The organism is Streptomyces sp. NPDC101219, assembly GCF_044767675.1.
In the GTDB taxonomy this organism is placed as follows: domain Bacteria; phylum Actinomycetota; class Actinomycetes; order Streptomycetales; family Streptomycetaceae; genus Streptomyces.
The window spans coordinates 34,935-57,910 of the sequence record NZ_JBIWOK010000009.1 but is presented as its reverse complement, the minus strand read 5'-3'; the positions used below and the strand labels follow the sequence as shown (position 1 = coordinate 57,910).

The following is a 22,976-nucleotide window of genomic DNA, read 5'->3' as shown; positions in this document are numbered from 1 at the left end:
TCCCCGCGACACGCCGGGCCGCGCCCGGGTACGGGAACGACAGAGGCCCCGCCGCTTTCGCGACGGGGCCTCCGCCCACATGGGGCAAGTGGAGATGGCGGGAATCGAACCCGCGTCCAACGGTGCGGAACCAGGGCTTCTCCGTGTGCAGTCGGCTGTGCTTTTCTCGGCCCCGGAGATCACGCCGACAAGTCTCCGACGGGCCCAGTCACTGTGAGATTTCCCTTTTCACCCCGTGACCGGGATCAAGGTTTAGTTCCCTAGCTGATGCCAGGATCCGGGTCGGGAACACCCCCGGGCTGACACTCCCTTAAGTAGGGGAGCCGCTGCTCGCTACCTGAAGATCAGGCAGCGAGGGCGAGCTCGCCCTGGGAGATGGATCGCTTGGAATTGGCGATTATTTTTTTCGGCCTGTGGTTTACGAGATCATGGCCGCTTCCTCGACACGCTTCCCCTGCTTCGACAGCCGCTGTCGAAACCGATCATCCCCATGTTGTTTTTTCAAGACCCCGCCCGGAGGAGGGGCCACACGCACCCGCTATGAGGTGCTGGTGCCATCGTACGTGACCAACGCAGGTCCGTGCCAGCCTATTCCCGCGCAGGCCACCGGGCCTTGTCCGACGCCGCGGGCATGGTGCCGGACACCCCCTATGCGCGCTGCTTGCGGCGCACCGCGGAGATCGCCCGCTCGGCCTCGCGCCGGTCCTGCTTCTCCCGCAGGGTCTGCCGTTTGTCGTACTCCTTCTTGCCCTTCGCCAGGGCGATCTCGATCTTCGCGCGGCCGTCCTTGAAGTACAGGGCCAGCGGCACGATGGTGTGGCCCGTCTCCTGGGACTTGGACTCCAGCTTGTCGATCTCCTCGCGGTGCAGCAGCAGCTTCCGCTTGCGCCGCGCGCTGTGGTTGGTCCAGGTGCCCTGGCTGTACTCCGGTACGTGGACGTTGTGCAGCCACGCCTCGTGGTCGGTCAGCTGGACGAAGCCGTCCACCAGCGACGCCCTGCCCTGACGCAGCGACTTCACCTCGGTACCCGTGAGGACCAGGCCGGCCTCGTAGGTGTCGATGATGTGGTAGTCGTGCCGCGCCTTCTTGTTCTGCGCGATCAGCTTGCGCCCTTTTTCCTTAGCCATAGTGCAGCCATCTTCGCACTGAGCGGGGGGTCGGGGGGAAGCCGTTTACGGGCGGGGCGCGTCCTGCCGGCCCAGGCCGCGCAGCACCGTCGTGGCCCGCTCCAGGGCATCGTCGTCGGTCTCGGCGTCGGGAGTGATGCCGCGGCCGTCGACGCCCCGGCCGGAGGGGGTGCGGTAGTGGCCGACGGTCAGCTCGGCGACCGAACCGCCCGGCAGCCGGCTCGGCATCTGGACGGAGCCCTTGCCGAAGGTGCGGGAGCCCACCACGACCGCCCGTCCGCGGTCCTGCAGGGCGCCGGTGAGGAGCTCGGCCGCGCTCATCGTCCCGCCGTCGACGAGCGCGACCAGCGGTCTCGCCGTGTCGCCCCCGGGGTCGGCGTGCAGGGCGCGCTGCTCGCCGTCCACGTCGTAGGTGGCGACGAGGCCGCCGTCGAGGAAGGCAGAGGCGGCGGTGACGGCCTCGGTGACCAGCCCGCCGGAGTTGCCGCGCAGGTCCAGGACGATGCCGGCACCGGCCGGGGCCCGCCGCACGGCCTTGCGGACCTGCTCGCCGGAGCCCTTGGTGAAAGCCCCGACCGTGACGACGGTGACCTGTCCGGCCAGCTCGCGGACGGCGACGGACTCCCGGGACAGGCGGGCCCGGCGCACGGTCTCGGTCCAGGTACGGGAGTCGCGTTCCAGTCCGAGGCGGACCCGTGTGCCGGCCGGGGCGTCCGTGTTGTCGCCGCGCAGGAGGGCGACGACCTCGGTGACGGGCCGCCCGTCGACGCCGGCGCCGTCGACACTGCGCAGCCGGTCACCGACCCGGATCCCGGCGCGGTCGGCCGGGCTGCCGTCGCCCACCCGGGTCACCTCGATCCGGCCGTCCCGGGCGCACGCCCACAGGCCGACGCCGGTGTACTGGCCGTCCAGGGCCTCCTCGAACTCCTCGTACTCGCTCTGGGAGTAGACGGCGGCCCAGCGGTCCCCGCTGCGGCTGACGGCCCGTTGGGCGGCCTCCACGGGGGAGGTGCCGTCGGCCATGGCCTCCCGGGCCGCCTCGCTCACCTCGGTGTGGTGCCCGGCGGGGAGCGCCGACCGGGCGCCGTCCGCCGTGGCCACCGGACCGGCACCGGGCAGGCTGCCGGTGGCGGCACCGGCGACCAGCACGCTCGCGAACACCAAGGTCAGGGCGGCCCCGCGGCGGAGGCGGCGGGGCTGACAGAACAGGTCACGACCTGACATGCCGGTGAGTCTAGGACAAGGCGAAGGGGCGCACGGCCTGTTGGCCGCGCGCCCCTTCTTGGCAAGAGTCACACCTTCAGGTACTTGCGCAGCGCGAAGAACGCGGCCACCGCGGGCATCAGGAGACTCGTCGCGAGGATGAGCGGCAGCTTCGTCAGGACCGCGTCCCAGCCGATGAAGTTGATCAGGTTCAGCTTCTCGGACAGGGCGAGGCCGTTGTCGATGATGAAGTACCGGCCGACCACCAGGAATCCGCACGCGAGCGTGCCGCCGATGAGTCCGGCGACCGCGGCCTCCATGATGAACGGCGCCTGGATGTAGAAGCCGGAGGCGCCGACCAGGCGCATGATGCCGGTCTCACGCCGCCGGCTGAACGCCGAGACGCGCACCGTGTTGACGATCAGCATCAGCGCGACGACGAGCATCAGCGCCATCACCGACCGGGCGGCCCAGTTCATGCCGTTCAGCAGCCCGAAGAGGTTGTCCAGGATGCCCTTCTGGTCCTGCACGGACTGCACGCCGTCCCGGCCGTCGAAGGCGGTCGCGATGACCTGGTACTTCTCCGGGTCCGTCAGCTTGATGCGGTACGACTCCTGCATCTGGTCCGGGGTCAGCGAGCTGGCCAGCGGGGAGTCGCCGAACTGCTCCTTGTAGTGCTTGTAGGCGTCGTCCTGCGTCTCGTGGGCGACGGTGTCGACGACCGACATCTTCTCCAGGTCGGTCTTGATCTGCTTCTTCTGGTCCTCCGTCACCGCGCCCTTGGCGCAGTTGGGGTCGGTCTCCGCGTCGCTCTTGTTGCACAGGAAGATCGAGACGTTGACCTTGTCGTACCAGTAGCCCTTCATCGTGTTGACCTGGTCGCTCATCAGGAGCGAGCCGCCGAACAGGGCGAGCGACAGGGCGACGGAGACGACGACCGCGAAGGTCATCGTCAGATTGCGGCGGAGACCGACGCCGATCTCCGACAGTACGAACTGGGCACGCATGGCGGGTCCTTCAGGCCTTATGAGTGGACGCGTTCGAGGGTGATCAGTGCTGGTAGCCGTAGACGCCGCGGGCCTGGTCGCGGACGAGGCGGCCCTTCTCCAGCTCGATCACGCGCTTGCGCATCTGGTCCACGATGTTCTGGTCGTGCGTCGCCATCACCACGGTGGTGCCCGTCCGGTTGATGCGGTCGAGCAGCTTCATGATGCCGACGGACGTCTGGGGGTCGAGGTTGCCGGTGGGCTCGTCGCAGATGAGCAGCTTGGGCCGGTTGACGAAGGCCCGGGCGATGGCCACCCGCTGCTGCTCACCGCCGGACAGCTCGCCCGGCATCCGGTCCTCCTTGCCGCCGAGCCCGACCAGGTCGAGGACCTGCGGCACGGACTTGCGGATCTCCCCGCGCGACTTGCCGATGACCTCCTGGGCGAACGCCACGTTCTCGCCGACCGTCTTGTTCGGCAGCAGGCGGAAGTCCTGGAACACCGTGCCCAGCTGGCGCCGGATCTGCGGAACCTTCCAGTTGGAGACACGGGCGAGATCCTTGCCCAGGACGTGCACCTGGCCGTGGCTGGCCCGCTCCTCGCGGAGGATCAGCCGCAGGAAGGTGGACTTTCCGGAGCCGGAGGACCCCACGAGGAACACGAACTCGCCCTTCTCGACCTCCAGGGAGACGTCGCGGAGGGCTGGACGGTTCTGTTTGGGGTAGACCTTGGAGACGTTGTCGAATCGGATCACGGATGCACCACGGGTCGCCGGGGGTAGATGAGCGTGACCTTACGCGAAGCGGAAGGCCGCCCGCAGTCACCGCCCGGGGTTACGCCACAGTTGCGCCCTATGTGAGGCATGTACGGCCCCGCTACCACGGGAATGCGGCCATGGGGGCGGGCCGCGCCGATTTCCGGCGGAGCTGGCACAGTGGAGGGGGGAACGTTCACGGCGCCGCGGACGTTCCATGAGTGAGGACCGGTGCGAGGAGGCGAGCGCATGACGTACGACCGGCTGGTGTGCGCGAACTGCGCTGCGCCCGTGAACGAGGGCCGGTGCCCGGTGTGCCGCGCGAACCGTGAGCGGCTGCAGCAGGAGAACTTCTTCGCGGGCCTGAACCCCATGATGCTCATCGCGCTGCTCGCGGTGCTGGTCGCGGCGGTGGCCCTGCTCGCCCACCAGACCGCCTGACCTCGCCTGCTCCCGCAGGAGGCCGAAGACGTACGCGGAGGGGCCCGGAGCGCTGTGTGCTCCGGGCCCCTCCGTTGTCACGTCACGCCCCGCGTACGGTGCGTGCCGGTGCCGTCACCGTCAGGCGGCGGCACCGCCGCGGCCGGTCATGAGACGCGGCAGCACGCGGAAGCCGACACCGCCGGCGATCATCGTGGCGGCGCCGATCACCAGGAAGGTCATCTCGGCGGCACCGGTCTCGGCCAGCTCGTCACCGCTGCCCTGGGCGGAGGTGGCGGGCGCGTCACCCGTGTCGGTCAGGGCCGAGGAGCCCTGCTCCTGGGCGGCGGGGCCGTTGCCGCCGGCCGGGGTGGTACCGGCGTCGTCGTCGCCCTTGTCGCCGTCCGGGGTGGTCGGCTTCTCGGTGGGCTCCTCGACGGGGTCCTCGTCACCGCCGCCGGGGTTGCCGGGGTTGTCGTCACCGCCGCCCGGGTTGCCGGGGTTGTCGTCACCGCCACCGGGGTTGCCGGGGTTGTCGTCACCGCCGCCCGGGTTGCCGGGGTTGTCGTCACCGCCACCGGGGTTGCCCGGGTTGTCGTCACCGCCACCCGGGTTGCCGGGGTTGTCGCCGCCGTCGTCCTCGCAGGCCGGGTCGGTGCCGATGATGCCGCAGCTCGGGTCCGGCAGGATCGGGTCGGCCTGGGCGACACCCGCCACCATCAGCGACGCACCCGCGGCGACCACGGCGCCGGCAGCGATGCGTGCGACGCGGACCCGCGTCTTCTTCGTCATATGCGTGCTACCCCCAGTAGCTGAATCGTCAATGAGGCCACGCCCGGGGCCGTGATCGACGGGGGTGCAACTGTGGTGACGCGCCCCCCGGTTCACATGCGCCCCGGAGATGCGCATGCCACCCCGCACCCTTCCGATTTTCCAAAAGAACGTCAAGGCCGTTGCGTACGCGATGTCCCCGTACGCACGCTTTGCCGAATAAGGGAGGCGCAAGTGTGACGTAAAAGGCGTGCCGACCGCGCCCTGGAACGACAAATGCCGCCCCGGGGGCGGCAGTTGTCATGTCGACAAAGCGCTTGGGCGCGCGGCGGGCTACTTCTCCCGCTGCTTGCGCCAGCGAATCCCGGCCTCCAGGAAGCCGTCGATCTCACCGTTGAACACGGACTCGGGGTTGCCGACCTCGTGCTCGGTGCGCAGGTCCTTGACCATCTGGTAGGGGTGCAGCACGTACGAACGCATCTGGTTGCCCCAGGAGTTGCCGCCGTCGCCCTTGAGGGCGTCCATCTTGGCCTGCTCCTCCTGACGGCGCCGCTCCAGCAGCTTGGCCTGGAGGACGTTCATGGCGGTGGCCCGGTTCTGGATCTGGGACCGCTCGTTCTGGCAGGAGACGACGATGCCGGTGGGGACGTGCGTGATGCGCACCGCGGAGTCGGTGGTGTTCACGCCCTGCCCGCCGGGGCCGGACGAGCGGTAGACGTCGACGCGCAGATCGGACTCGTCGATGTCGACGTGGTCGGACTGCTCGACGACCGGCAGCACCTCGACACCGGCGAAGGAGGTCTGGCGGCGGCCCTGGTTGTCGAACGGAGAGATGCGCACCAGGCGGTGCGTGCCCTGCTCGACGGAGAGGGTGCCGTAGGCGTAGGGCGCCTGCACGGCGAAGGTGGTCGACTTGATGCCGGCCTCTTCGGCGTACGACGTCTCGTAGATCTCCGTCTTGTAGCCGTGCTGCTCGGCCCAGCGCAGGTACATCCGCTGGAGCTTCTCGGCGAAGTCGGCGGCATCGACACCGCCGGCCTCGGCGCGGATGTTGACCAGGGCCTCACGGGCGTCGTACTCGCCGGACAGGAGGGTGCGGACCTCCATCTCGTCCAGCGCCTTGCGGACCGACTCGAGCTCCGACTCGGCCTCCGCGCGGGTGTCCGGGTCGTTCTCCTCCTCGGCCATCTCGAACAGCACGGCGAGATCGTCGATCCGGCCGCGCAGCGTCTCGGCCTTCCTGACCTCCGCCTGGAGGTGGGAGAGCTTGCTGGTGATCTTCTGCGCCTCGTCCGGGTTGTCCCACAGGGACGGCGCGGCCGCCTGCTCCTCGAGCACGGCGATATCTGCCCTGATCCTGTCGAGGTCCAGGACGGCCTCGATCGACTCCATGGTCGAGGAGAGGGACTTGAGCTCTTCGGATACATCGACGACTGCCACGCCCTCCAGCGTAACGGTTCCGCCGCCCGGCCCACGCCGGGTGCGGCACTCCCGGGGACCGGGCGGGCCGGGCGGAGGCCGGTCCGGGGCGCGTCCGCGGCACGGGCGGCGGGGCCGGGGGCCCGGGCGGAGCAGGGCCGGCAGGCAGGGCCGGGGGCGGGGCCCGGGGCTCCGGGCGGGCAGGGCAGGGCACGGGCCCCGGCCCACGCCGGGTGCGGCACTCCCGGGGACGGGGCGGACCGGGCGGAGGCCGGTCCGGGGCGGCTCCGCGGCCCGAGGGGTGGGGCCGGGGGCCCAGGCGGGCAGGACCGGGGGCACGGGCGGAGGCAGGTCCGGGCGGACCCGGCGGGCGGAGCAGGGACCGACGGGCGGAACCCGCTCCGGCCTACCCGGCGGGCGGGGCCGGGGGCCCGGGCGGGCAGGGCAGTCCCGGCGGGCAGGGGCCGGTCCGGGGCGGGCCCGCGGGCCCACTCCGGACCGGCGGGTGGGGCAGGTCACCGCGGGTGGGGCAGGTCACCGCGGGTGGGGCAGGTCACGGCGGGTGGGGCGGGTCACGGTGTCGTCGGGGCCGAGTTCCGGGTGTCCTGGGGGGTGCCGGTGTCGTCGTCCGCGGTGGCCAGCCAGGCACCGACCCCGAGGGCCGCCGCCAGGACGACGGCCGCGGCGGCGAGGGTGAGGCGGCGGCGCCGGGCGACGGCGCGGTTGCGGGCCGAGCCGGGGCGCGGGGCGCCCGCCGCCCGGGGGGCCCGGGCGGTGCCGCGCGCCCCGCCGGCCAGTTCATCGGGGGCGGGCACGCGCATCGAGGTGTGGGTATCGCGGTTGGAGTCGGCGGGCTTGGCGCCCGGCACCAGCGGCACCGCCCCGCGGCGCCGCACCGGCGCACCGGCGGCCGGTGCCGTGGACGCGGGATCCTCCGCGGGCTCCTCAGCGGGTTCGGTGCCCGGCTCGTCGACGTCGAGCGGGGGCATGCCCGCGAGCAGCGGGAGCAGCTCGCGCAGCCGGGCGCCCAGCTCGGAGGCGCGCAGCCGCGACGCGGGGGCCTTCGCCAGGCACTGCACCAGCAGCTGCCACAGCTCGTCGGGGATGCCGGGCAGCGGCACCACCGTCTCGGTGACGTGGCGGCGCAGCACCGCGCCCGGGTGGCCGCCGCCGAACGGCGTGAAGCCCGCCAGCAGCTCGTACAGGACCGTGGCCAGGGCGTAGATGTCGACGGAGGCGCGCGGCGGCAGGCCCTCGACGATCTCCGGGGCCAGGTAGTCCGGCGTTCCGATGATCTTCGTGGCGCGGGTCCGGCGGGGGGTGTCGATCAGCTTGGCCACGCCGAAGTCGGTCAGCAGGGCGCGGTGGGAGCCGCCGGGGCCGAGCGGGCCCTGCATGTCCAGCAGGACGTTCTCCGGCTTGACGTCGCGGTGCACGACGCCCGCGGCGTGCGCGGCGGCCAGCCCGTCGGCGACGTCGGCGACGATCGCCACGGCCGCCTCGGGGGCCAGCCTGCGCTCCCGGTCGAGGCGGGTGCGCAGGTCCGTGCCCCGGACCAGGTCCATGACCAGCGCGAGGTCGTTGCCGTCGACGACCAGGTCGCGCACCGAGACCACGTGCGGGTGCTCCAGGCCGAGCAGCGCCGTCCGCTCCTGCACGAACCGCCCGACGAGCTCCTGGTCGGAGGAGAGGTCCTCGCGCAACAGCTTGATGGCCACCGGCCCCTCGGGCCCCTCACCCAGCCACACCGTGCCGGCGCTGCCCCGCCCGAGGATCTGGTGGGCGGTGTACCGGCTGCCGATCTTCCGTGCCAAGACTGCTCCTACCGACGCGTGTTGTCGCCAAAGCTACGCGTACGGGGAGCCAACCTTCACCGCGGAGCCGGAAATCACCCGCTGGATGTCGACAAATCAGCAAACCCGGCGTGCCGGGACGGCGCACCGGCGGACGGCCCCGCGGCCCCGCCCGGTGCGGGGCGGGCCTGCCGCCGGGCGGGCGGCGGGCCCATCGCGTGGCGGGCCCGCCGCGTCCGGCCGTCGCCGGGTCAGGGGGCGCCGGTGCCGCCGCCCGTCCCCTCGCCCGAGCCGCCGCCCAGGTCCTGGACCCAGTCCGCGGCGGTGCCGAACCAGTCGGTCAGCTGGGCCCAGTAGCCCTTGCCGGTGCCGATCCAGTCCTGCAGCGGGGTCAGCTCCCAGATCAGCCAGCCCGCGACGAACAGGATGACGAGCGTGAACAGGCAGCCCTTGAGGCACCCCAGCCCGGGGATGCGCATCGGGTTGGCGCTGCGCTGCCGCTGCCGGGGCTCGCGCGGCGGACGCTGCGGCTCCGGGGCCGGGGCGTACCGCTGCGGCTGCGGCTGCTGGGGCCGCTGGGGCGGCGGCGGGGCGTACTGCTGCGGCTGGTGCTGCTGCGGATGCCCGTAGCCGGGTCCCTGCTGGGGCTGGGGCTGCGGCCGGCGCTGGGGCGGCTGCTGGGGCCGGGCCACCTGCCGCTGGGGGCGGCGGCGCAGCGGGTCCTCGCCCGGGTCCAGGTACTGGACCTGGGTCTGCTCGTTGCGGTCGCGGGCCGCGCGCAGCTGGTTCTGCCAGGGGTGGGGGTCCTCGGGGCCGCCGCCCTGGCCGTTCCCGCCGGGCGGGCCCTGGGGCACCGGGGGCATGACCGCCGTGGGGTCCGCCGCGCCCGGGGCGCCGGTGTGCGGCAGGACGCTGGTGGCGCCGTTGGGGTCGTAGGCGCCCCCGGTGTGCGGCAGCACCTGGGTGGGGTCGGAGGCGCCGGGGGTGCCGGGTGTGCCGGGCACCTGTGCGGGCTGCGGGTCGGGCACGAGGAGGGCGCCGACGTTCTCCGCGGCGGCGATCTGCGCGGAGTTGGCGTGCACGCCGATGCCGTCGGCGACCACGCGCAGGCCGCGGGCCAGGTTCTCGGCGCTGGGCCGCTGCTCCGGGCTCTTGCGCAGGCAGCGCTCGATGACCGTCCACAGCGGGTCGGGGACGGTGGAGGGGCGACGGGGCTCGGCGCTCAGGTGCTGGTGCAGCACCTCCAGGGCGGAGCCGCCGGAGAACGGCGGGCGGCCGGTGACCAGCTCGTAGAGCAGGATGCCGGCGCCGTAGATGTCGACGGCGGAGGTCTGCGGGCGGCCCTCGGCGGACTCCGGCGCGATGTAGGCGGGCGTGCCGACGAACTCGTGGGTGCGGGTCAGCCCGGGGGAGTCGGCCAGCCGGGCGATCCCGAAGTCGGTGAGCATCGGGTGCATCTCGCCGCCGGTCTGGCGCAGCAGCACGTTGGCGGGCTTCAGGTCCCGGTGCACCACGCCGTCGGCGTGGCTGGCACCGAGCGCGTCGGCGATCTGGGCGGTCAGCAGCGAGGCGGCGACCGGGGTGAACGGGCCGTTCTCGCGCAGGTAGCGGTGCAGGTCGGGACCCTCGACCAGGTCCATGACCAGGGCCAGCAGATCGCCCTCCACCACCAGGTCACGGACCCGGACGATGTTGGGGTGGGTCAGCCGCAGCAGCACGTTGCGCTCCCGCAGGAAGCGCATCACCACGTCCGCGTCGTTGGCCAGCTCCTCCTTGAGGACCTTGATCGCAACGGTCTCGCCGGGCTGTCCGGGCACGGCCGCCTCGGCGCCCGCGGTCTCCCGCTGGCGTGCTCGCCAGACGGTGCCCGTGGCGCCGCGTCCCAGCGGCTCCTCGAGCAGGTACTTGCTGCCTACCGGCCGCACGTCATGCTCCCTGCTGCTTGCTTGGCGTACACCGTGGTCCACCGTGCTACGGAATGTTCCGACCCACTGTAGTGCCGCCACGCGGGACACCGGCTTGCCGACTTCGACGTCGTCTTTCCGTGGGTCTTACGTACCGGCGCCCGTCCGTGTTCGAAGGAAAGACGTGTGAGGTGGTCCGTTGGTTGCCGGAGGCCGGACGTGACCGATCTCAAGTCGGCGCACAACGATCATCCGGACGTCACTGGTCAGGCATTTTTGGGGGCAGAGCCGACCAATCAAGATCATTTGATGGCGGGGGGCGGGCGCGTTGTCGGCGGCAGGTGCGAGGATGCCCTGCAGAACTGGCCGTACGTGCGCGTGTGGCGGTGGGGGAAGCCCGCGGTGGGGGACCGCGGGACGGCTTTCGTCCTCCCGTGTCGCGAGCGCCCGCGCAGAAGGGACCGCTGACGGCGATGCAGATCCGGCTGACCGTCGTAGACCCGCTGGGGCCCTCCTCCCCCGCGCGGGACCGGACCCCGAGCTGCGACGTGCTGGTCACGGCACCCGCGGGCACGGCCCTGGCCGCCGTCGCCTCGGCGCTGGCCTCCGCGGTCGCGGGCGCCGAGAGCTCCTCCGGCACCCCGGTGCTGTACGCGGGCGACCAGCGGCTGGACGCCCAGCGCTGCACGCTCGGCGAGCCGCCGCTGATCGACGGCGCCGTGCTGGCCGTGGGCGCCCCCGGCGAGCCCGAGGCGCATCCCGAGCTGGACGAGGCCCCCACCCGGCTGCACGTCGTCGCCGGTCCCGACGCGGGCGGGGTCCATCTGCTGCACGGCGGCGAGATCCGCATCGGCCGCTCCGCCGATGCGGACGTGCCGCTCGACGACCCGGACGTCTCCCGCCTGCACTGCGCGGTCACCGTCGGCTCCGACGGCCGGGTCGCCGTCGCCGACCTCGGCTCCACCAACGGCACCACCCTGGACGGCCGCCCCGTCGGCTCCCGGCCGGTGCGGCTGACGCCGGGCGCGCTGCTGCGGATCGGTGAGTCGGGCCTGCGGCTGACCCCGGCGGCCGGGCCCGGCGCCCGGACCGGGACGACCCCCGACGGCGAGGGCCACGTCCGCGTGCCGGGGCCACGGACCGCCGAGGACCCCACCGGGACGGCCCCCGCGCCCGCGCGCGCGGAGGCAGCGGAGGCGGCTGAGGCACAGGCAGCAGACACGGCCGCGCCGGCGGCAGCAGCGGCGGGGCCCGCCCCGGCACCGGACGCGCCGACGCACCACGGCCGCGGCACCGCCCACTGGGCCGACGGCGCACCGGGCGGCCGGGAGGCGGCCGGACCGCCTACGGTGCCCGAGCAGGCCGGAGCCCCGGACATCGAACAGCGGGGCGGTCCGCCCGGCCCCGGCGGCCGGACCCTGCACGTCGCGCCGCGCGGCGAACTGCCGAGGGTGCCCAAGGGACGCCGGGTCTCCCGGCCCCGGCCCGCCGACGGCGACCCGGCCACCGGCCGCTCCGGACCCGCGGCACCGGCCGGCCCGGCCCCCTACGCGGAAGGCGGCGCGGCACCCGGCCCCGGCGGCGCCGCTCCCCACTCCCCCGCAGCGCAGGACCCTGCAGCCCAGCACCCGGCAGCACAGGCCCCCGCGGCCGCACCGGCCCCCGCGCCGCCGTACGCGGCCGGGGCTCCCGTCCCGCCCGCCTCCCCCGCCACCCGCAAGGCCACCCCGCTGCGCGGGACCGACCTGCCCCCGGCCGCCGACGGACGCAGGCGGGGCGGTCTGGGCGCCTGGGCGCGACGGCTGGCCGGGAAGCGCCCGGATCCGCATGCCGCCCCCGCCGACGACCACGGCGACACCCCGGACACCCGGGCACCCGAACCGGTCGCCGCCGCCCCCGCCCGGCCCGAGACCTGGCCGGACCCGGCCACCCTGCTGCTGACCGCGCTGGGCCCCGGCCCCCGGCTGTGGGAGCGCGGCCCGGACCACCCGGAGGCCCTCGCCGTGCGGCTCGGCACGGCCGACCGGGCGGCACCCGACGGCTCCGGCCTGCTGCCGGCCGTCCCCGTGACCTCCGGGCTGCGCGAGGTCGGCTCCCTCGGCCTGGCCGGCCCGCGCGCCCGGCTCGCCGGGCTGGCGCGCGCGGTGCTGGCCCAGCTCGCCGCGCTCCACTCGCCGGACGTCCTGGAGATCGTGCTGATCGCGGCGGACCGCTCGCGCCCGCTGGCGGAGCGCACCGCCGAGTGGGCCTGGCTGGGCTGGCTGCCGCACGTCCGCCCCGGCCACGGCCAGGACTGCCGGCTGCTGTTCGCCCACGACCGTGAGCAGGCCACCGCCCGCACCGAGGAACTGCTGCGCCGGCTGGCCGACCACGACCAGGCGGCCCCGGCCGCCGCCGGACCGCCGTCCGCCCCCGCCGCCGGCGCGGAGCAGGACACCGCCGCCCGCCGCCCGTCCTGGGCCCGGGACGCCGACGGCCGTACCGCCGGGCCGTACACGGTGGTCGTCGTGGACGGCGACCCCGGGGGCGCCGACGTGCGCGAGGCGGTGGCGCGGCTGGCCGCCGAGGGACCGCGGGCCGGGATCCACCTGGTGTGCCTGGCGGAGGCGCCCGCCGCCTCCCCCTCCTCCCCGCTGACGCAGACGTACGAGGCGGCCTGCGCGGTGGCCCCCACGTTCCGGGAGTGCGGCGCCGTCGCCCTGCTCAGCGGCGACGTGGCGACCACCCTGCGGCTGCTGCGGGTCGCCGGTGCGGCCTCCGGCACCGCCCCCGGCCCGGTCGGGCACGGCACGCTCGCCACGGTGGACGCCGTCTCCGCCGCCTGGGCGGAGCGCTTCGCGCGGGCGCTGGCCCCGCTGCGCCCCGACGGCCCGGCCGGTGAACGGCACACCCGGGTGTCGGCACCGCTGCCGCGGTCCGCGCGGCTGCTCGACGAGTTGGGCCTGGCCCGGGCCACGCCCGCCTCGCTGATGGCCCGTTGGGCCGACGCCGCCGACGACACCGGGTCGCTCGGCGGACGCGTCACCGCCGTGCTGGGCGCCGGGACCCGCGGCCCGGTCGTCGCCGACCTCGCGGCCGACGGCCCGCACCTGGTGGTGGAGGGTCCGGCCGGCAGCGGCCGGACCGAGACCCTGCGCGCGGTCGTCGCCTCGCTGGCGGCGGCCGAACGCCCCGACCGGCTGGGCATCGTCCTGGTCGACGGCCGGGGCACGGGCACCGCGGGCGACGGCACCGCCGACGGCCTGGGCGTGTGCACCGACGTCCCGCACGTCACCACCCACCTCGCCGCCAACGACCCGGTGCGGATGCGGGAGTTCGCCCAGTCCCTGACCGCCGAGCTGAAGCGGCGGGCCGAGCTGCTCGGCCGCTCGGACTTCACGGAGTGGCACACCGGCCGGGCCCTGGCGGACCGCATGGTCACCCAGCGCACCCGTACCTCCTCCGCCCCCGGCGCCGAGCACAACGGCGACCTGGACGCCCCGCCGAGCACCACGATCCGGCTGCGGCCGGGAGCGGTGCGGCGCGCGGCGGACGCCGCACCGCCCCTGCCCCGGCTGGTGGTGGTCGTCGACGACCTGGACGCCCTGGTCTCCCCCGCGCTCGGTTCCCCCGGCCGGCCCGCGGCCGGTTCGGTGCTGCGGGCGCTGGAGGCCGTCGCCCGGGACGGTCACCGGCTCGGCGTGCACCTGGTCGCGGCCGCCGGACCCTGCCCCCGGACGGCGACGACGGAGCCGGTGCGGCAGGCAACCCTGCGCGTCTCGCTCGACGCGCCGGTGGCGGGCCCGGACCAGCCGGCGCCCGGGCGCGGCCGGCTCGGCCGCGCGGACGGCCGGGTGACCTCGCTCCAGGCCGGGCGGGTGACGGGCCGTATCCCGCGGACGGCGACCCTGCGTCCCACCGTGGTCCCGCTCGACTGGCACCGCATGGGCGACCCTCCGGCCCGCCGCCCGGTCCGCGAACTGGGCAACGGTCCGACCGACCTGGCGCTGCTCGCCAGCGCGCTGGAGCGGGCCGCCCGCGAGGTCGCCGCGACCCACGTCCCGTCACTCCTGTAACTCCCGTACCACGCCCCGGCGTTGGCCGTCACGACGCGGTCACGATCCCCCACTTGACACAGGACGCACTCTTGCCGCCCCCCGACCCCGGGGGTAGACCAGAGCGCACGGGACAGCGCTCGACGTTCGACGGTTCGAAGAACGGGGCAGTGATGCGCAGGACGAGCAGGACCATCCGCATACGCAAGTCGCCCGGAAATCCCACGGCATCCCTACGCACCCACCGCTCCACGCGGGCCGCGGCAGCCCTCGCGGCCGGTGTCCTCGCGGTCTCGCTGACCGCGTGCGGAGGCGGGGACGACGGCGACGACGAACAGGGCGGCGGCGCCGAGGAGACCGGCACCACCGTCACCCTCCCGAAGCTGGACGGCGCGAGCCTCGAGGTGGCCGCCGTGTGGACCGGCGCCGAACAGGCCAACTTCAAGAAGGTCCTCGCGGAGTTCGAGAAGCGCACCGGAGCCAAGGTGACCTTCGTCCCCGCCCAGGACCCGATCATCAACTTCCTCGGCTCGAAGATCGCGGGCGGCGCCCCGCCGGACGTGGCGATGCTGCCGCAGCCGGGCGCCATCAAGCAGGCGGTGGAGAAGAAGTGGGCCAAGCCGCTGGGCGCCGAGGCGAAGGCGGAGCTGGCCAAGAACTACTCGCAGGGCTGGCAGGACATCGGCGCGGTCGGCGGCGAGCAGTACGGCGTCTACTACAAGGCCGCCAACAAGTCGCTGATCTGGTACAACGCCCAGGTCTTCGAGAACGCGGGCGCCGACGAGCCCAAGACCTGGGACGAACTCCTCACCACCGCGCAGACGGTGTACGACTCCGGTGTCACGCCGTTCTCGGTCGGCGGGGCGGACGGCTGGACGCTGACGGACTGGTTCGAGAACGTCTACCTCTCCCAGGCCGGCCCGGAGAAGTACGACCAGCTCGCCGCGCACGAGATCAAGTGGACCGACCCGTCCGTGAAGGACGCGCTGACCACCCTCGCGGAGATCTGGGGCAAGAAGGACTATCTGGCGGGCGGCCCGTCCGGCGCCCTGCAGACCGAGTTCCCGGCCTCGGTGACGCAGACCTTCACCGGCGGCGACCAGCCCAAGGCGGGCATGGTCTACGAGGGCGACTTCGTGCAGGTCAACATCGCGGAGACCGATGCCGAGATCGGCACCGACGCGAAGGTCTTCCCGTTCCCGTCGGTCGGCGACACCCCGCCCGTGGTGTCCGGCGGTGACGCGGCGGTCATCCTGAAGGACAGCAAGGCGGCGCAGGCGCTGGCGACCTTCCTGGCCTCCCCGGACGCGGCGAGCATCCAGGCGAAGCTGGGCGGTTACCTCTCGCCGAACAAGAACGTGCCCAACTCGGCCTATCCCAACGAGGTGCAGCGCACCACGGCCAAGGCGCTGATCGACGCGGGCGACGACTTCCGCTTCGACATGTCCGACCAGGCCCCGCAGGCGTTCGGCGGCACGCCCGGCAAGGGCGAGTGGAAGGCGCTGCAGGACTTCCTGAAGGACCCCTCCGACATCGCCGGCACGCAACGGCAGCTGGAGGCCGACGCGGCCGCGGCGTACGGGAACTGATCCGGCATGACGTCGGTCAAGGCGGCAGGGGCGCCCGGGGCGGCCCCTGCCGCTCCCAGGTCGCGCAAGAGCGTCACCGGCACCCGCAGAACCGTGGCGGCGCTGTTCCTGCTGCCCGCGCTCGTCCTGCTCGGTGCGCTCGTGGTCTACCCAATCGGGTACTCCGTCGTCCGCAGCTTCTACGACCAGTCCGGCGACGGGTTCGCCGGGATCGACAACTACCGGGCGCTGTTCACCGACGACGGCATCCGCACGGCGCTGAAGAACAACGTCGTCTGGGTGGTGTTCGCGCCGACGCTCGCCACCGCCCTCGGCCTGATCTTCGCGGTGCTGACCGAACGGATCCGCTGGGGCACGGCGTTCAAGCTGGTCGTCTTCATGCCGATGGCGATCTCCATGCTGGCCGCCGGGATCATCTTCCGGCTGGTGTACGACCAGGAGCCGGACAAGGGCGTCGCCAACGCGGTGTGGGTCGGGGTGCACGACACCTTCGCCCAGTCCTCCGCGTTCCCGAAGGCGCACCCGGGCCGTGAGTCGCCGCTGGAGCCGGCCGGCGGGGGCGCGTTCGTCACCAGGGCGACGGTGAGCCCCGGCGACGTCGTCGCCCTGCCGCTGGTCGGCGTCGCACCGGACGTGATGCCGGACGACGCCGAGAAGGCGGTCGCGGCGACACCGGAGCCGGACCGCGTCACCGGCACGACCTGGCAGGACTTCACCCGCGGCCGGGGCGTCGGCACCCTCAACGAGGTCGACGCGTCCGAACTGGGCTATCCGGGGATGCGGATCGAGGCCGTCAAGGACGGCAAGGTGGTGGAGAGCACCACCGCGGCCGCCGACGGCACCTTCTCGCTGTCCGCGAAGGCCGACGGGGCGCACCTGCGGCTGCCCGCGAGCAACTTCGCGGCGCCGTACAACGGCCTGGACTGGCTCGGCCCGTCGCTGGTCACCCCGTCCATCATCGGCTCGTACATCTGGATGTGGGCCGGTTTCGCGATGGTGCTGATCGCGGCCGGGCTCGCCGGCATGCCGCGGGAACTGCTGGAGGCCGCCCGGGTCGACGGCGCCAACGAGTGGCAGGTGTTCCGGCGGATCACCGTGCCGATGCTGGCGCCGGTCCTCGCCGTGGTCGTCGTCACCCTGATGATCAACGTGCTGAAGGTCTTCGACCTGGTCTTCATCATCGCCCCGGGCTCCTCCCAGGACGACGCCAACGTCCTGGCGCTGGAGCTCTACCGCCAGGGCTTCTCCGCGGACCAGCCGGGCATCGCCAGCGCCATCGCGGTGTTCCTGCTGCTGCTGGTGATCCCGGTGATGTGGTTCAACGTACGCAGACTGCGGCGGGAGGTCAGGCGATGACGGTGGAAGCCGGCCCTCCGGTGACGACGCCCCCGGCACCGGTCCGCACCGCCGGGGCCGGGGAGCCGCTGGGCTCCCGGCTCGCCCGGTGGGTGAGCGGCGGGGCCGTACGGGTCTTCCTGATCGTGGTCGGGCTGTTCTGGCTGGTGCCGACGGTCGGGCTGCTGCTGGCCAGCCTGCGCACCCCGCAGGACATGGCGTCCAGCGGCTGGTGGACGGTGTTCACCGAGCCGTCGCAGCTCACCTTCGGCGCCTACGAGACGCTGCTGAAGAACGACGACATCACCGGTTCCCTGCTCAACACGGTGCTGATCACGGTGCCCGCGACCGTGCTGGTCGTCGTCATCGGCGCGCTGGCGGGCTACGCCTTCGCGTGGATGGATTTCCCGGGCCGGGACTGGTGGTTCCTCGCCGTGGTGGGACTGCTCGTGGTGCCGGTGCAGGTGGCGCTGATCCCGATCGCCGAACTCTTCGGCGGTATCGGCATCTTCGGCTCGCTGACCGGCGTGATCCTGTTCCACGTCGGCTTCGGCCTGCCGTTCGCGGTGTTCCTGCTGCGGAACTTCTTCGCGGAGATCCCGAGGGAACTGCTGGAGGCGGCCCGGCTGGACGGGGCCGGTGAACTGCGCCTGTTCGCCCGGGTGGTGATGCCGCTCGCCGGACCGGCGGTCGCCTCGCTGGGCATCTTCCAGTTCCTGTGGGTGTGGAACGACCTGCTGGTGGCGCTGATCTTCTCGGACTCCGGGAGCCAGCCGATCACGGTCGCGCTGCAGACCCAGGTACGCCAGTTCGGCAACAACATCGACGTGCTGGCGCCGGGCGCGTTCATCTCGATGGCGATCCCGCTGGTGGTGTTCTTCGCCTTCCAGCGGCAGTTCATCTCCGGCGTGATGGCGGGCGCGGTGAAGTAGCGCACGCGTCGGCACACCGGGGGGCGGACCGCGCCGGGTCCGCCCCTCCGGGTGAGCGGATTCCCCCGGACGCAGCAGCGGACGTAACCACGACGGCCCAGTGCCCGTTCCCGGGCCGAACGTCCGCAACGACCGTTGGATGGCTCGTGCCCAGGTTCAGTGTGATCGTCCCCGCGTACCGCGTACAGGCCCACCTCCAGGAGAGCCTGGACTCGGTGCTGTCCCAGTCGTACCCGGATCTCGAACTGATCGCCGTCGACGACGCCTCGCCCGACGCGTGCGGCGCCCTGATCGACGAGGCCGCCGCCCGCGACCCGCGCGTCCGGGCGGTGCACCTGCCGGAGAACGCGGGCCCGGGCCCGGCGCGCAACGCGGGGATGGAGGGCGCCACGGGCGACTACCTCGTGTTCCTCGACGGCGACGACACCCTCGCCCCGGACGCGCTCCTCGCCCTCGCGGGACGGCTGAAGAAGACGGACGAGCCGGACGTCCTGGTCTACGGCCACGCCCACACCCACTGGTCCGGCGAGACGCTCCGCGGCCCGGCCGCCGGGCAGCTCACCGAGTGCGCTCCGGCGCCGTTCCGGCTGGCCGACCGGCCGGCGCTGCTGGACCTGCCCCCGGTGGCCTGGGACAAGGCGTACCGGCGGGACTTCGTGGCGCGGGAGGGCCTGCGGTTCCCCCCCGGCCTCCACCAGGACGTGCCCTGGACGTACCCGGCGCTGATGACGGCGGAGACGATCGCCACCCTGGACCGGGTGTGCGTGCGCCACCGGCAGCGACGCGTGGGGGGCCTGTCGCGCACCGCCGGCGAGCGGCACTTCGACGTCTTCGAGCAGTACGACCGGCTCTTCGCGTTCCTCGACGAGCGGCCCGGGCCGGCGCACTGGCGGCCGGTGCTGTTCCGCCGCATGGTCGACCACCTGGCGGCCGTGTACACGCGGCGCGAGGCGCTGCCGCGCGGCGCGCGCGGCCCGTTCCTGCGCCGGGCGCGTGCGCACTACCGCCGCCACCGCACGCCCGGCGGGTCCGTCCCCGCCCGGGCCCGGGTGCGCCACGCCCTGATCCGTCTGGGCCTGCGCCGCACCTACGCGGCCGTGCGGCTGGCCTCGGCCCTGCGGCGCGGGACGGCGCGGCGGGCCGGCGGGCTGCTGCGCGCGCTGCGCCGCGCGGGCCTGCGGCTGCACTACCGCGTCCAGCGCCTGCTGCCGCTGCGCACCGACCGCGCCGTGTTCAGCTTCCGGGACGGGCACGGGCACGGCGGCGACCCGGGCGCGCTGGAGTCCGCCGTCCGCTCCCTCGCCCCGCACGTGCGCACCGCCTGGGTCTCGCGGCCCGAGCACCTGCACACCGTCCCGCCGGACGCGCGCCGCTTCGGCCCCGGCACCGCCGCGTACTGGACGGCCCTCGCCCGCTCCGCGTACCTGGTGAGCGACACCGCCTTCGATCCGCGCCTGGTCAAGCGCAGGGGCCAGGTGCTGGTGCAGACGCGGCAGGGCACCCCGCTCACGCGCACCGGGCTGGACCTGCGGGAACGCCCGGCGGCGGCCGGTGACACCGGCCTTCCGGAGCTGCTGCGGGACGCCGGCCGGTGGGACTACCTGGTGTCCGCCGACCGCCACTCGACCCTGACCTTCGAGCGGACGCTCCCCGGCCCCTACCAGGTGCTGGAGTACGGCCGGCCGCGCACCGACCGGCTGTACACGGCGACCGGGGCGGACGTGGCCCGGCTGCGGGAGTCGCTCGGTGTCCCGGCCGGCGCGGTGGCGATCCTGTACGCGCCCGCCGACCGCCCCTACCGGCGCACCCCGGCCGCGCTGCTCGACCTGGAGCGCCTGGCCCGCCGGCTCGGCCCGCGCTTCGTGATCCTGGACCGCTCCCCCGCCCGCCACGACGCCCCGCCGCTCGCCTCCTCGGGCCGGGTGCTGGACGTGTCCGGGCATCCGCACGTGGAGTCGCTCTGCCTGGCCTCGGACGCGCTGGTCACCGACTACGCCTCGTTGATGACGGACTACGCCGGCCTGGACCGGCCGATCGTCCTCCACATCCCCGACCAGGAGGCGTTCGATGCGGTCTGCGGCACCTACGGCGACCTGTGCGCGTTCCCGCCGGGCGCGGTGGCGCGCAGCGCGGACGAGCTGGCCGACATCTTCGCCACCGGCCATTGGCGCGGCTCCCGCTCCGGTGAGCTGCGCGCCGCGTTCCGCGCCCGCTTCTGCCCGCACGACGACGGGCACGCGGCGGAGCGGGTGGTGCGCCGGGTGCTGTTCGGGGAAGCGGGTCTGCCCGTGGTCGTACCGCCGCCGGAGCGCCGCCCGGTGCCGTCGGCCGCCGCCGCGCGCGCAGGCTCCCCGCCGGTCGCCCCGCCGCCCCCGGCCCCGGCCTTACCCGTGTCCGCGCCGGTGCCGGAGCGGTCGCCGGCCGCCCTGCTGACCGCCGCCGACCGCGGCTGACCGCCCACGGGAGTCGTCATGTCCCCCGGTCCGTCACGGCCCACCCCGAGCCGGCCGCCCACCTGGCGGCCCGCGGGGCGGCCCGGCCGGCGCCCCCGACCCGGCGCTGTGACACTCATCCGATGAGGTGACACCCGGTCACGCCGCCGGGCCGAGCGGGAACATACGGCGAATGCCCCCGTTGCCCCGACCGCCCCACGCCCGCCGGTGAGTGCCGACACCCCGGTCCGGCGCGCCCTGACCGGCGCCACGGCGCTGCGCGGCGGCGGCCGGTGGCGCCCCACGCCGTACCGGCTCGCCGGTCTGCTGTGCTGGCTCGCGCTGTCCCTGGCGTTCTGGGCGGTGCCGCTGTGCTGCGACGCCGGGCTGCACGCGGCGGCGGTCGAGCGTCTGCGGGACGACCTGCTGCACCCGCGGCATCCGACCGCCGACCTGCCGGGCGCGGGCAGCCCCGCCTACACGCCCTACGCGCTGGCCCAGGGGGTGTTCGCCCGGGTGACGGAGCTGGGCGGGCGGGAGGTGCTGCGGCTCGCCGGCCCGCTGAACCTGCTGGTGCTGCTGGCCGGGCTGGGGCGCTTCGTCCGGGTGCTCAGCCCGCGCCGCTGGGCGCCGGTCCTGGCGCTGGCCGGGGTGACCCTGCTGTGGGGCGCGCAGGCGGGCGGGTGGAGCGGCGGCCCCGGGCCGGCGTACACGCTGCCGTACCCGTCGGTGCTCGCGGCGGGGCTGACCTTCTGGGCGTGGGCACTGACCGGGGCGCGCGCCCGGGACACGGAGCCGGTGCGCCATGTGGGCCCCGGTGGCCTGCGCGGCCTGCCCGGGTACGCGGGCCTGGGCGTGCTGTACGGGCTGGTGCTGCTCGTCCACCCGGCGACCGGGGTGGTGGCCGGTGCGGGTGCGGCGGCGCTGGTCGCCGGGTGGCAGCGCGGGTGGCGGTGGGCGCTCGCCGGGCGCTGGGCGCTGACGGGGGCGGTGGCACTGCTGGTGGGCGCGGTGTGGCCGTACTTCGACGTGGTCGCCGCGGCCGGCCGGCCCGGCGCCGGGATCCGCGCCACCGGCGGGGCGCTGTGGCCGGCCCTGCTCGGGCTGCCCGCGCTGTGGCTGCGGGCGCGGCGCGGTCCCCGGTGGGATCCGCTGGTGCTGATGGCCGTCCTGGGCGGTGCCCTGGCGTGGTACGGCCAGGTAGGCGGTCACTCCGGGTACGAGGGGATGCTGTGGCTCGCCGCGGTGGCGTCGGTGTGCGCGCTCGCGGTCGAGCTGGCGGCGCCCCGGCCGTGGCCGGTGCGGCGGCGTGTGCTGGGCGCGGCGGCGACGGCGGGGGCCGGTGCGGCCCTGCTGGGCGTGACGGCCGGCGGGGTCGTGCCGGGCGCCCCGGACCCGGCGGTGTCCGCGTCGTCGCGGTGGCCGGACTACACGTGGGCCGCGCGGCACATCGGGCGGGGCGAGGTGGTGATCACGGACGGCGCCCACGCCGCGCGCACGCTGCCGGGGTACGGGCCGTACCTCGTCGCCCCGGTGGTGCCGGACGCGGCCCTCGACGCGAGGGAGCGGGAGGCCGCCGTGCGGGTCTTCCTCGACCCCGGCTCGGCCTCCGCCGAACGCGCCGCCCTCGCGCGCCGCTACCGGGTGCGCTGGCTGCTGCTGACGCCCCGGACGCCGCTGCCCGCGGAGGCGGTGGTGGTGGCGTGGAGCCGGCAGACGGGGGAGGTGCTGGCGCGGGTCGGCGGCGGGGCCGCCGGGGCCGGGGACGCCGGTGGACGGGCGGCACCGCCCCGGCCCGCGCCAGGTCACTCGATGACGAGGTCCACCGGGATGTTGCCGCGGGTGGCGTTCGAGTAGGGGCAGACCTGGTGGGCCTGCTCGACCAGCTTGCGTCCGGTCGCCTCGTCCAGACCGTCGGGCAGCTCGACGCGCAGGGTCACCGCGAGCGCGAAGCCCTCGCCCTGCTTGCCGAGGACCACCTCGGCGGTCACCGCGGCCTCGCTCACGTCGGCCTTGGCGGCCCGGCCGACCACACCGAGGGCGCTGCCGAAGCAGGCCGCGTATCCGGCGGCGAACAGCTGCTCCGGGTTGGTGCCCGCGCCGCTGCCGCCCAGCTCGGCGGGGGCGGTGAGGCCGACGTCCAGCTTGCCGTCGGAGGTGACGGCGCGGCCGTCCCGGCCGTGGGTGGCGGTGGCGACGGCGGTGTAGAGCGCGTCCATGAAGGAACCTTCCCTCTGTCGATGTCCGGGGGCGGGCGGCCGTCCGGTGCATGGTCC

At 74.5% G+C, this 22,976-nt stretch carries 16 protein-coding genes and 1 other RNA gene; 7 read left to right on the top strand and 10 right to left on the bottom strand.

Annotation, left to right across the window (positions count from 1 at the left end):
* Positions 1–86: 86 nt before the first annotated feature.
* The 5 genes from ssrA to ftsE all read right to left on the bottom strand — a co-directional run bounded on the left by ssrA (position 87) and on the right by ftsE (position 4,071).
* Positions 87–490: a transfer-messenger RNA gene (gene ssrA, locus ACIRPP_RS19345) on the bottom strand.
* A gap of 158 nt (positions 491–648) precedes the next feature.
* Positions 649–1,128 carry an SsrA-binding protein SmpB gene (gene smpB, locus ACIRPP_RS19340; protein ID WP_164339294.1) on the bottom strand — a complete coding sequence of 160 codons (480 nt, stop codon included), beginning with the start codon at positions 1,126–1,128 and terminating at the stop codon, positions 649–651.
* Between the two features lie 45 nt (positions 1,129–1,173).
* Positions 1,174–2,352, bottom strand: a complete 1,179-nt coding sequence (locus ACIRPP_RS19335; RefSeq protein WP_403644091.1) for a S41 family peptidase — start codon at positions 2,350–2,352, stop codon at positions 1,174–1,176.
* 68 nt (positions 2,353–2,420) lie between these two features.
* Positions 2,421–3,338 carry a permease-like cell division protein FtsX gene (ftsX, locus tag ACIRPP_RS19330; protein WP_403644088.1) on the bottom strand — a complete coding sequence of 306 codons (918 nt, stop codon included), beginning with the start codon at positions 3,336–3,338 and terminating at the stop codon, positions 2,421–2,423.
* 43 nt (positions 3,339–3,381) lie between these two features.
* Positions 3,382–4,071, bottom strand: coding sequence for a cell division ATP-binding protein FtsE (gene ftsE / locus ACIRPP_RS19325; RefSeq protein WP_164333262.1), 690 nt, complete (start codon positions 4,069–4,071; stop codon positions 3,382–3,384).
* A 249-nt stretch (positions 4,072–4,320) separates the two neighbouring features.
* Here ftsE and ACIRPP_RS19320 point away from each other — a divergent pair, with 249 nt between their 5' ends.
* Positions 4,321–4,512 (top strand): hypothetical protein, encoded by a 192-nt coding sequence (locus ACIRPP_RS19320; RefSeq protein WP_164333263.1) that lies wholly within the window; start codon positions 4,321–4,323, stop codon positions 4,510–4,512.
* A 120-nt stretch (positions 4,513–4,632) separates the two neighbouring features.
* Here ACIRPP_RS19320 and ACIRPP_RS19315 read toward each other — a convergent pair whose 3' ends face one another.
* The 4 genes from ACIRPP_RS19315 to ACIRPP_RS19300 all read right to left on the bottom strand — a co-directional run bounded on the left by ACIRPP_RS19315 (position 4,633) and on the right by ACIRPP_RS19300 (position 10,399).
* Positions 4,633–5,283, bottom strand: coding sequence for a hypothetical protein (locus tag ACIRPP_RS19315; RefSeq protein WP_403644083.1), 651 nt, complete (start codon positions 5,281–5,283; stop codon positions 4,633–4,635).
* A 312-nt stretch (positions 5,284–5,595) separates the two neighbouring features.
* A complete protein-coding gene (gene prfB, locus ACIRPP_RS19310) occupies positions 5,596–6,702 on the bottom strand; it encodes a peptide chain release factor 2 (protein WP_403644080.1) in 1,107 nt (368 codons plus the stop codon).
* A 551-nt stretch (positions 6,703–7,253) separates the two neighbouring features.
* Entirely contained in the window at positions 7,254–8,495 is a 1,242-nt protein-coding gene (locus ACIRPP_RS19305) for a serine/threonine-protein kinase (RefSeq protein ID WP_403644077.1), read from the bottom strand.
* Positions 8,496–8,725: 230 nt separating this feature from the next.
* The gene (locus ACIRPP_RS19300; RefSeq protein ID WP_403644074.1) at positions 8,726–10,399 is read right to left on the bottom strand and encodes a serine/threonine-protein kinase; all 1,674 of its coding nucleotides are present in this window, start codon (positions 10,397–10,399) and stop codon (positions 8,726–8,728) included.
* Between the two features lie 452 nt (positions 10,400–10,851).
* On the opposite strand from ACIRPP_RS19300, the gene ACIRPP_RS19295 reads away from it, so the two are divergent.
* The 6 genes from ACIRPP_RS19295 (at position 10,852) to ACIRPP_RS19270 (ending at position 22,557) form a co-directional block, all read left to right on the top strand.
* Positions 10,852–14,433 (top strand): FHA domain-containing protein, encoded by a 3,582-nt coding sequence (locus ACIRPP_RS19295; protein WP_403644622.1) that lies wholly within the window; start codon positions 10,852–10,854, stop codon positions 14,431–14,433.
* Positions 14,434–14,585: 152 nt separating this feature from the next.
* On the top strand, positions 14,586–16,001 hold the full coding sequence (locus ACIRPP_RS19290) for an ABC transporter substrate-binding protein (protein WP_403644072.1): 1,416 nt from the start codon (positions 14,586–14,588) through the stop codon (positions 15,999–16,001).
* Positions 16,002–16,007: 6 nt separating this feature from the next.
* On the top strand, positions 16,008–17,357 hold the full coding sequence (locus ACIRPP_RS19285) for a carbohydrate ABC transporter permease (RefSeq protein WP_403644069.1): 1,350 nt from the start codon (positions 16,008–16,010) through the stop codon (positions 17,355–17,357).
* On the top strand, positions 17,354–18,268 hold the full coding sequence (locus ACIRPP_RS19280) for a carbohydrate ABC transporter permease (protein WP_403644066.1): 915 nt from the start codon (positions 17,354–17,356) through the stop codon (positions 18,266–18,268). The genes ACIRPP_RS19285 and ACIRPP_RS19280 overlap by 4 nt, the downstream gene beginning before the upstream one ends.
* 146 nt (positions 18,269–18,414) lie before the next feature.
* Positions 18,415–20,721, top strand: a complete 2,307-nt coding sequence (locus tag ACIRPP_RS19275) for a CDP-glycerol glycerophosphotransferase family protein (RefSeq protein WP_403644063.1) — start codon at positions 18,415–18,417, stop codon at positions 20,719–20,721.
* 207 nt (positions 20,722–20,928) lie between these two features.
* Complete coding sequence (locus ACIRPP_RS19270; protein ID WP_403644061.1) at positions 20,929–22,557, top strand: hypothetical protein; 1,629 nt, start codon at positions 20,929–20,931, stop codon at positions 22,555–22,557.
* Here the strand turns inward: ACIRPP_RS19270 and ACIRPP_RS19265 are convergent.
* Positions 22,506–22,919 (bottom strand): organic hydroperoxide resistance protein, encoded by a 414-nt coding sequence (locus tag ACIRPP_RS19265; protein ID WP_403644058.1) that lies wholly within the window; start codon positions 22,917–22,919, stop codon positions 22,506–22,508. The genes ACIRPP_RS19270 and ACIRPP_RS19265 overlap by 52 nt on opposite strands.
* Between the last annotated feature and the right edge of the window lie 57 nt (positions 22,920–22,976).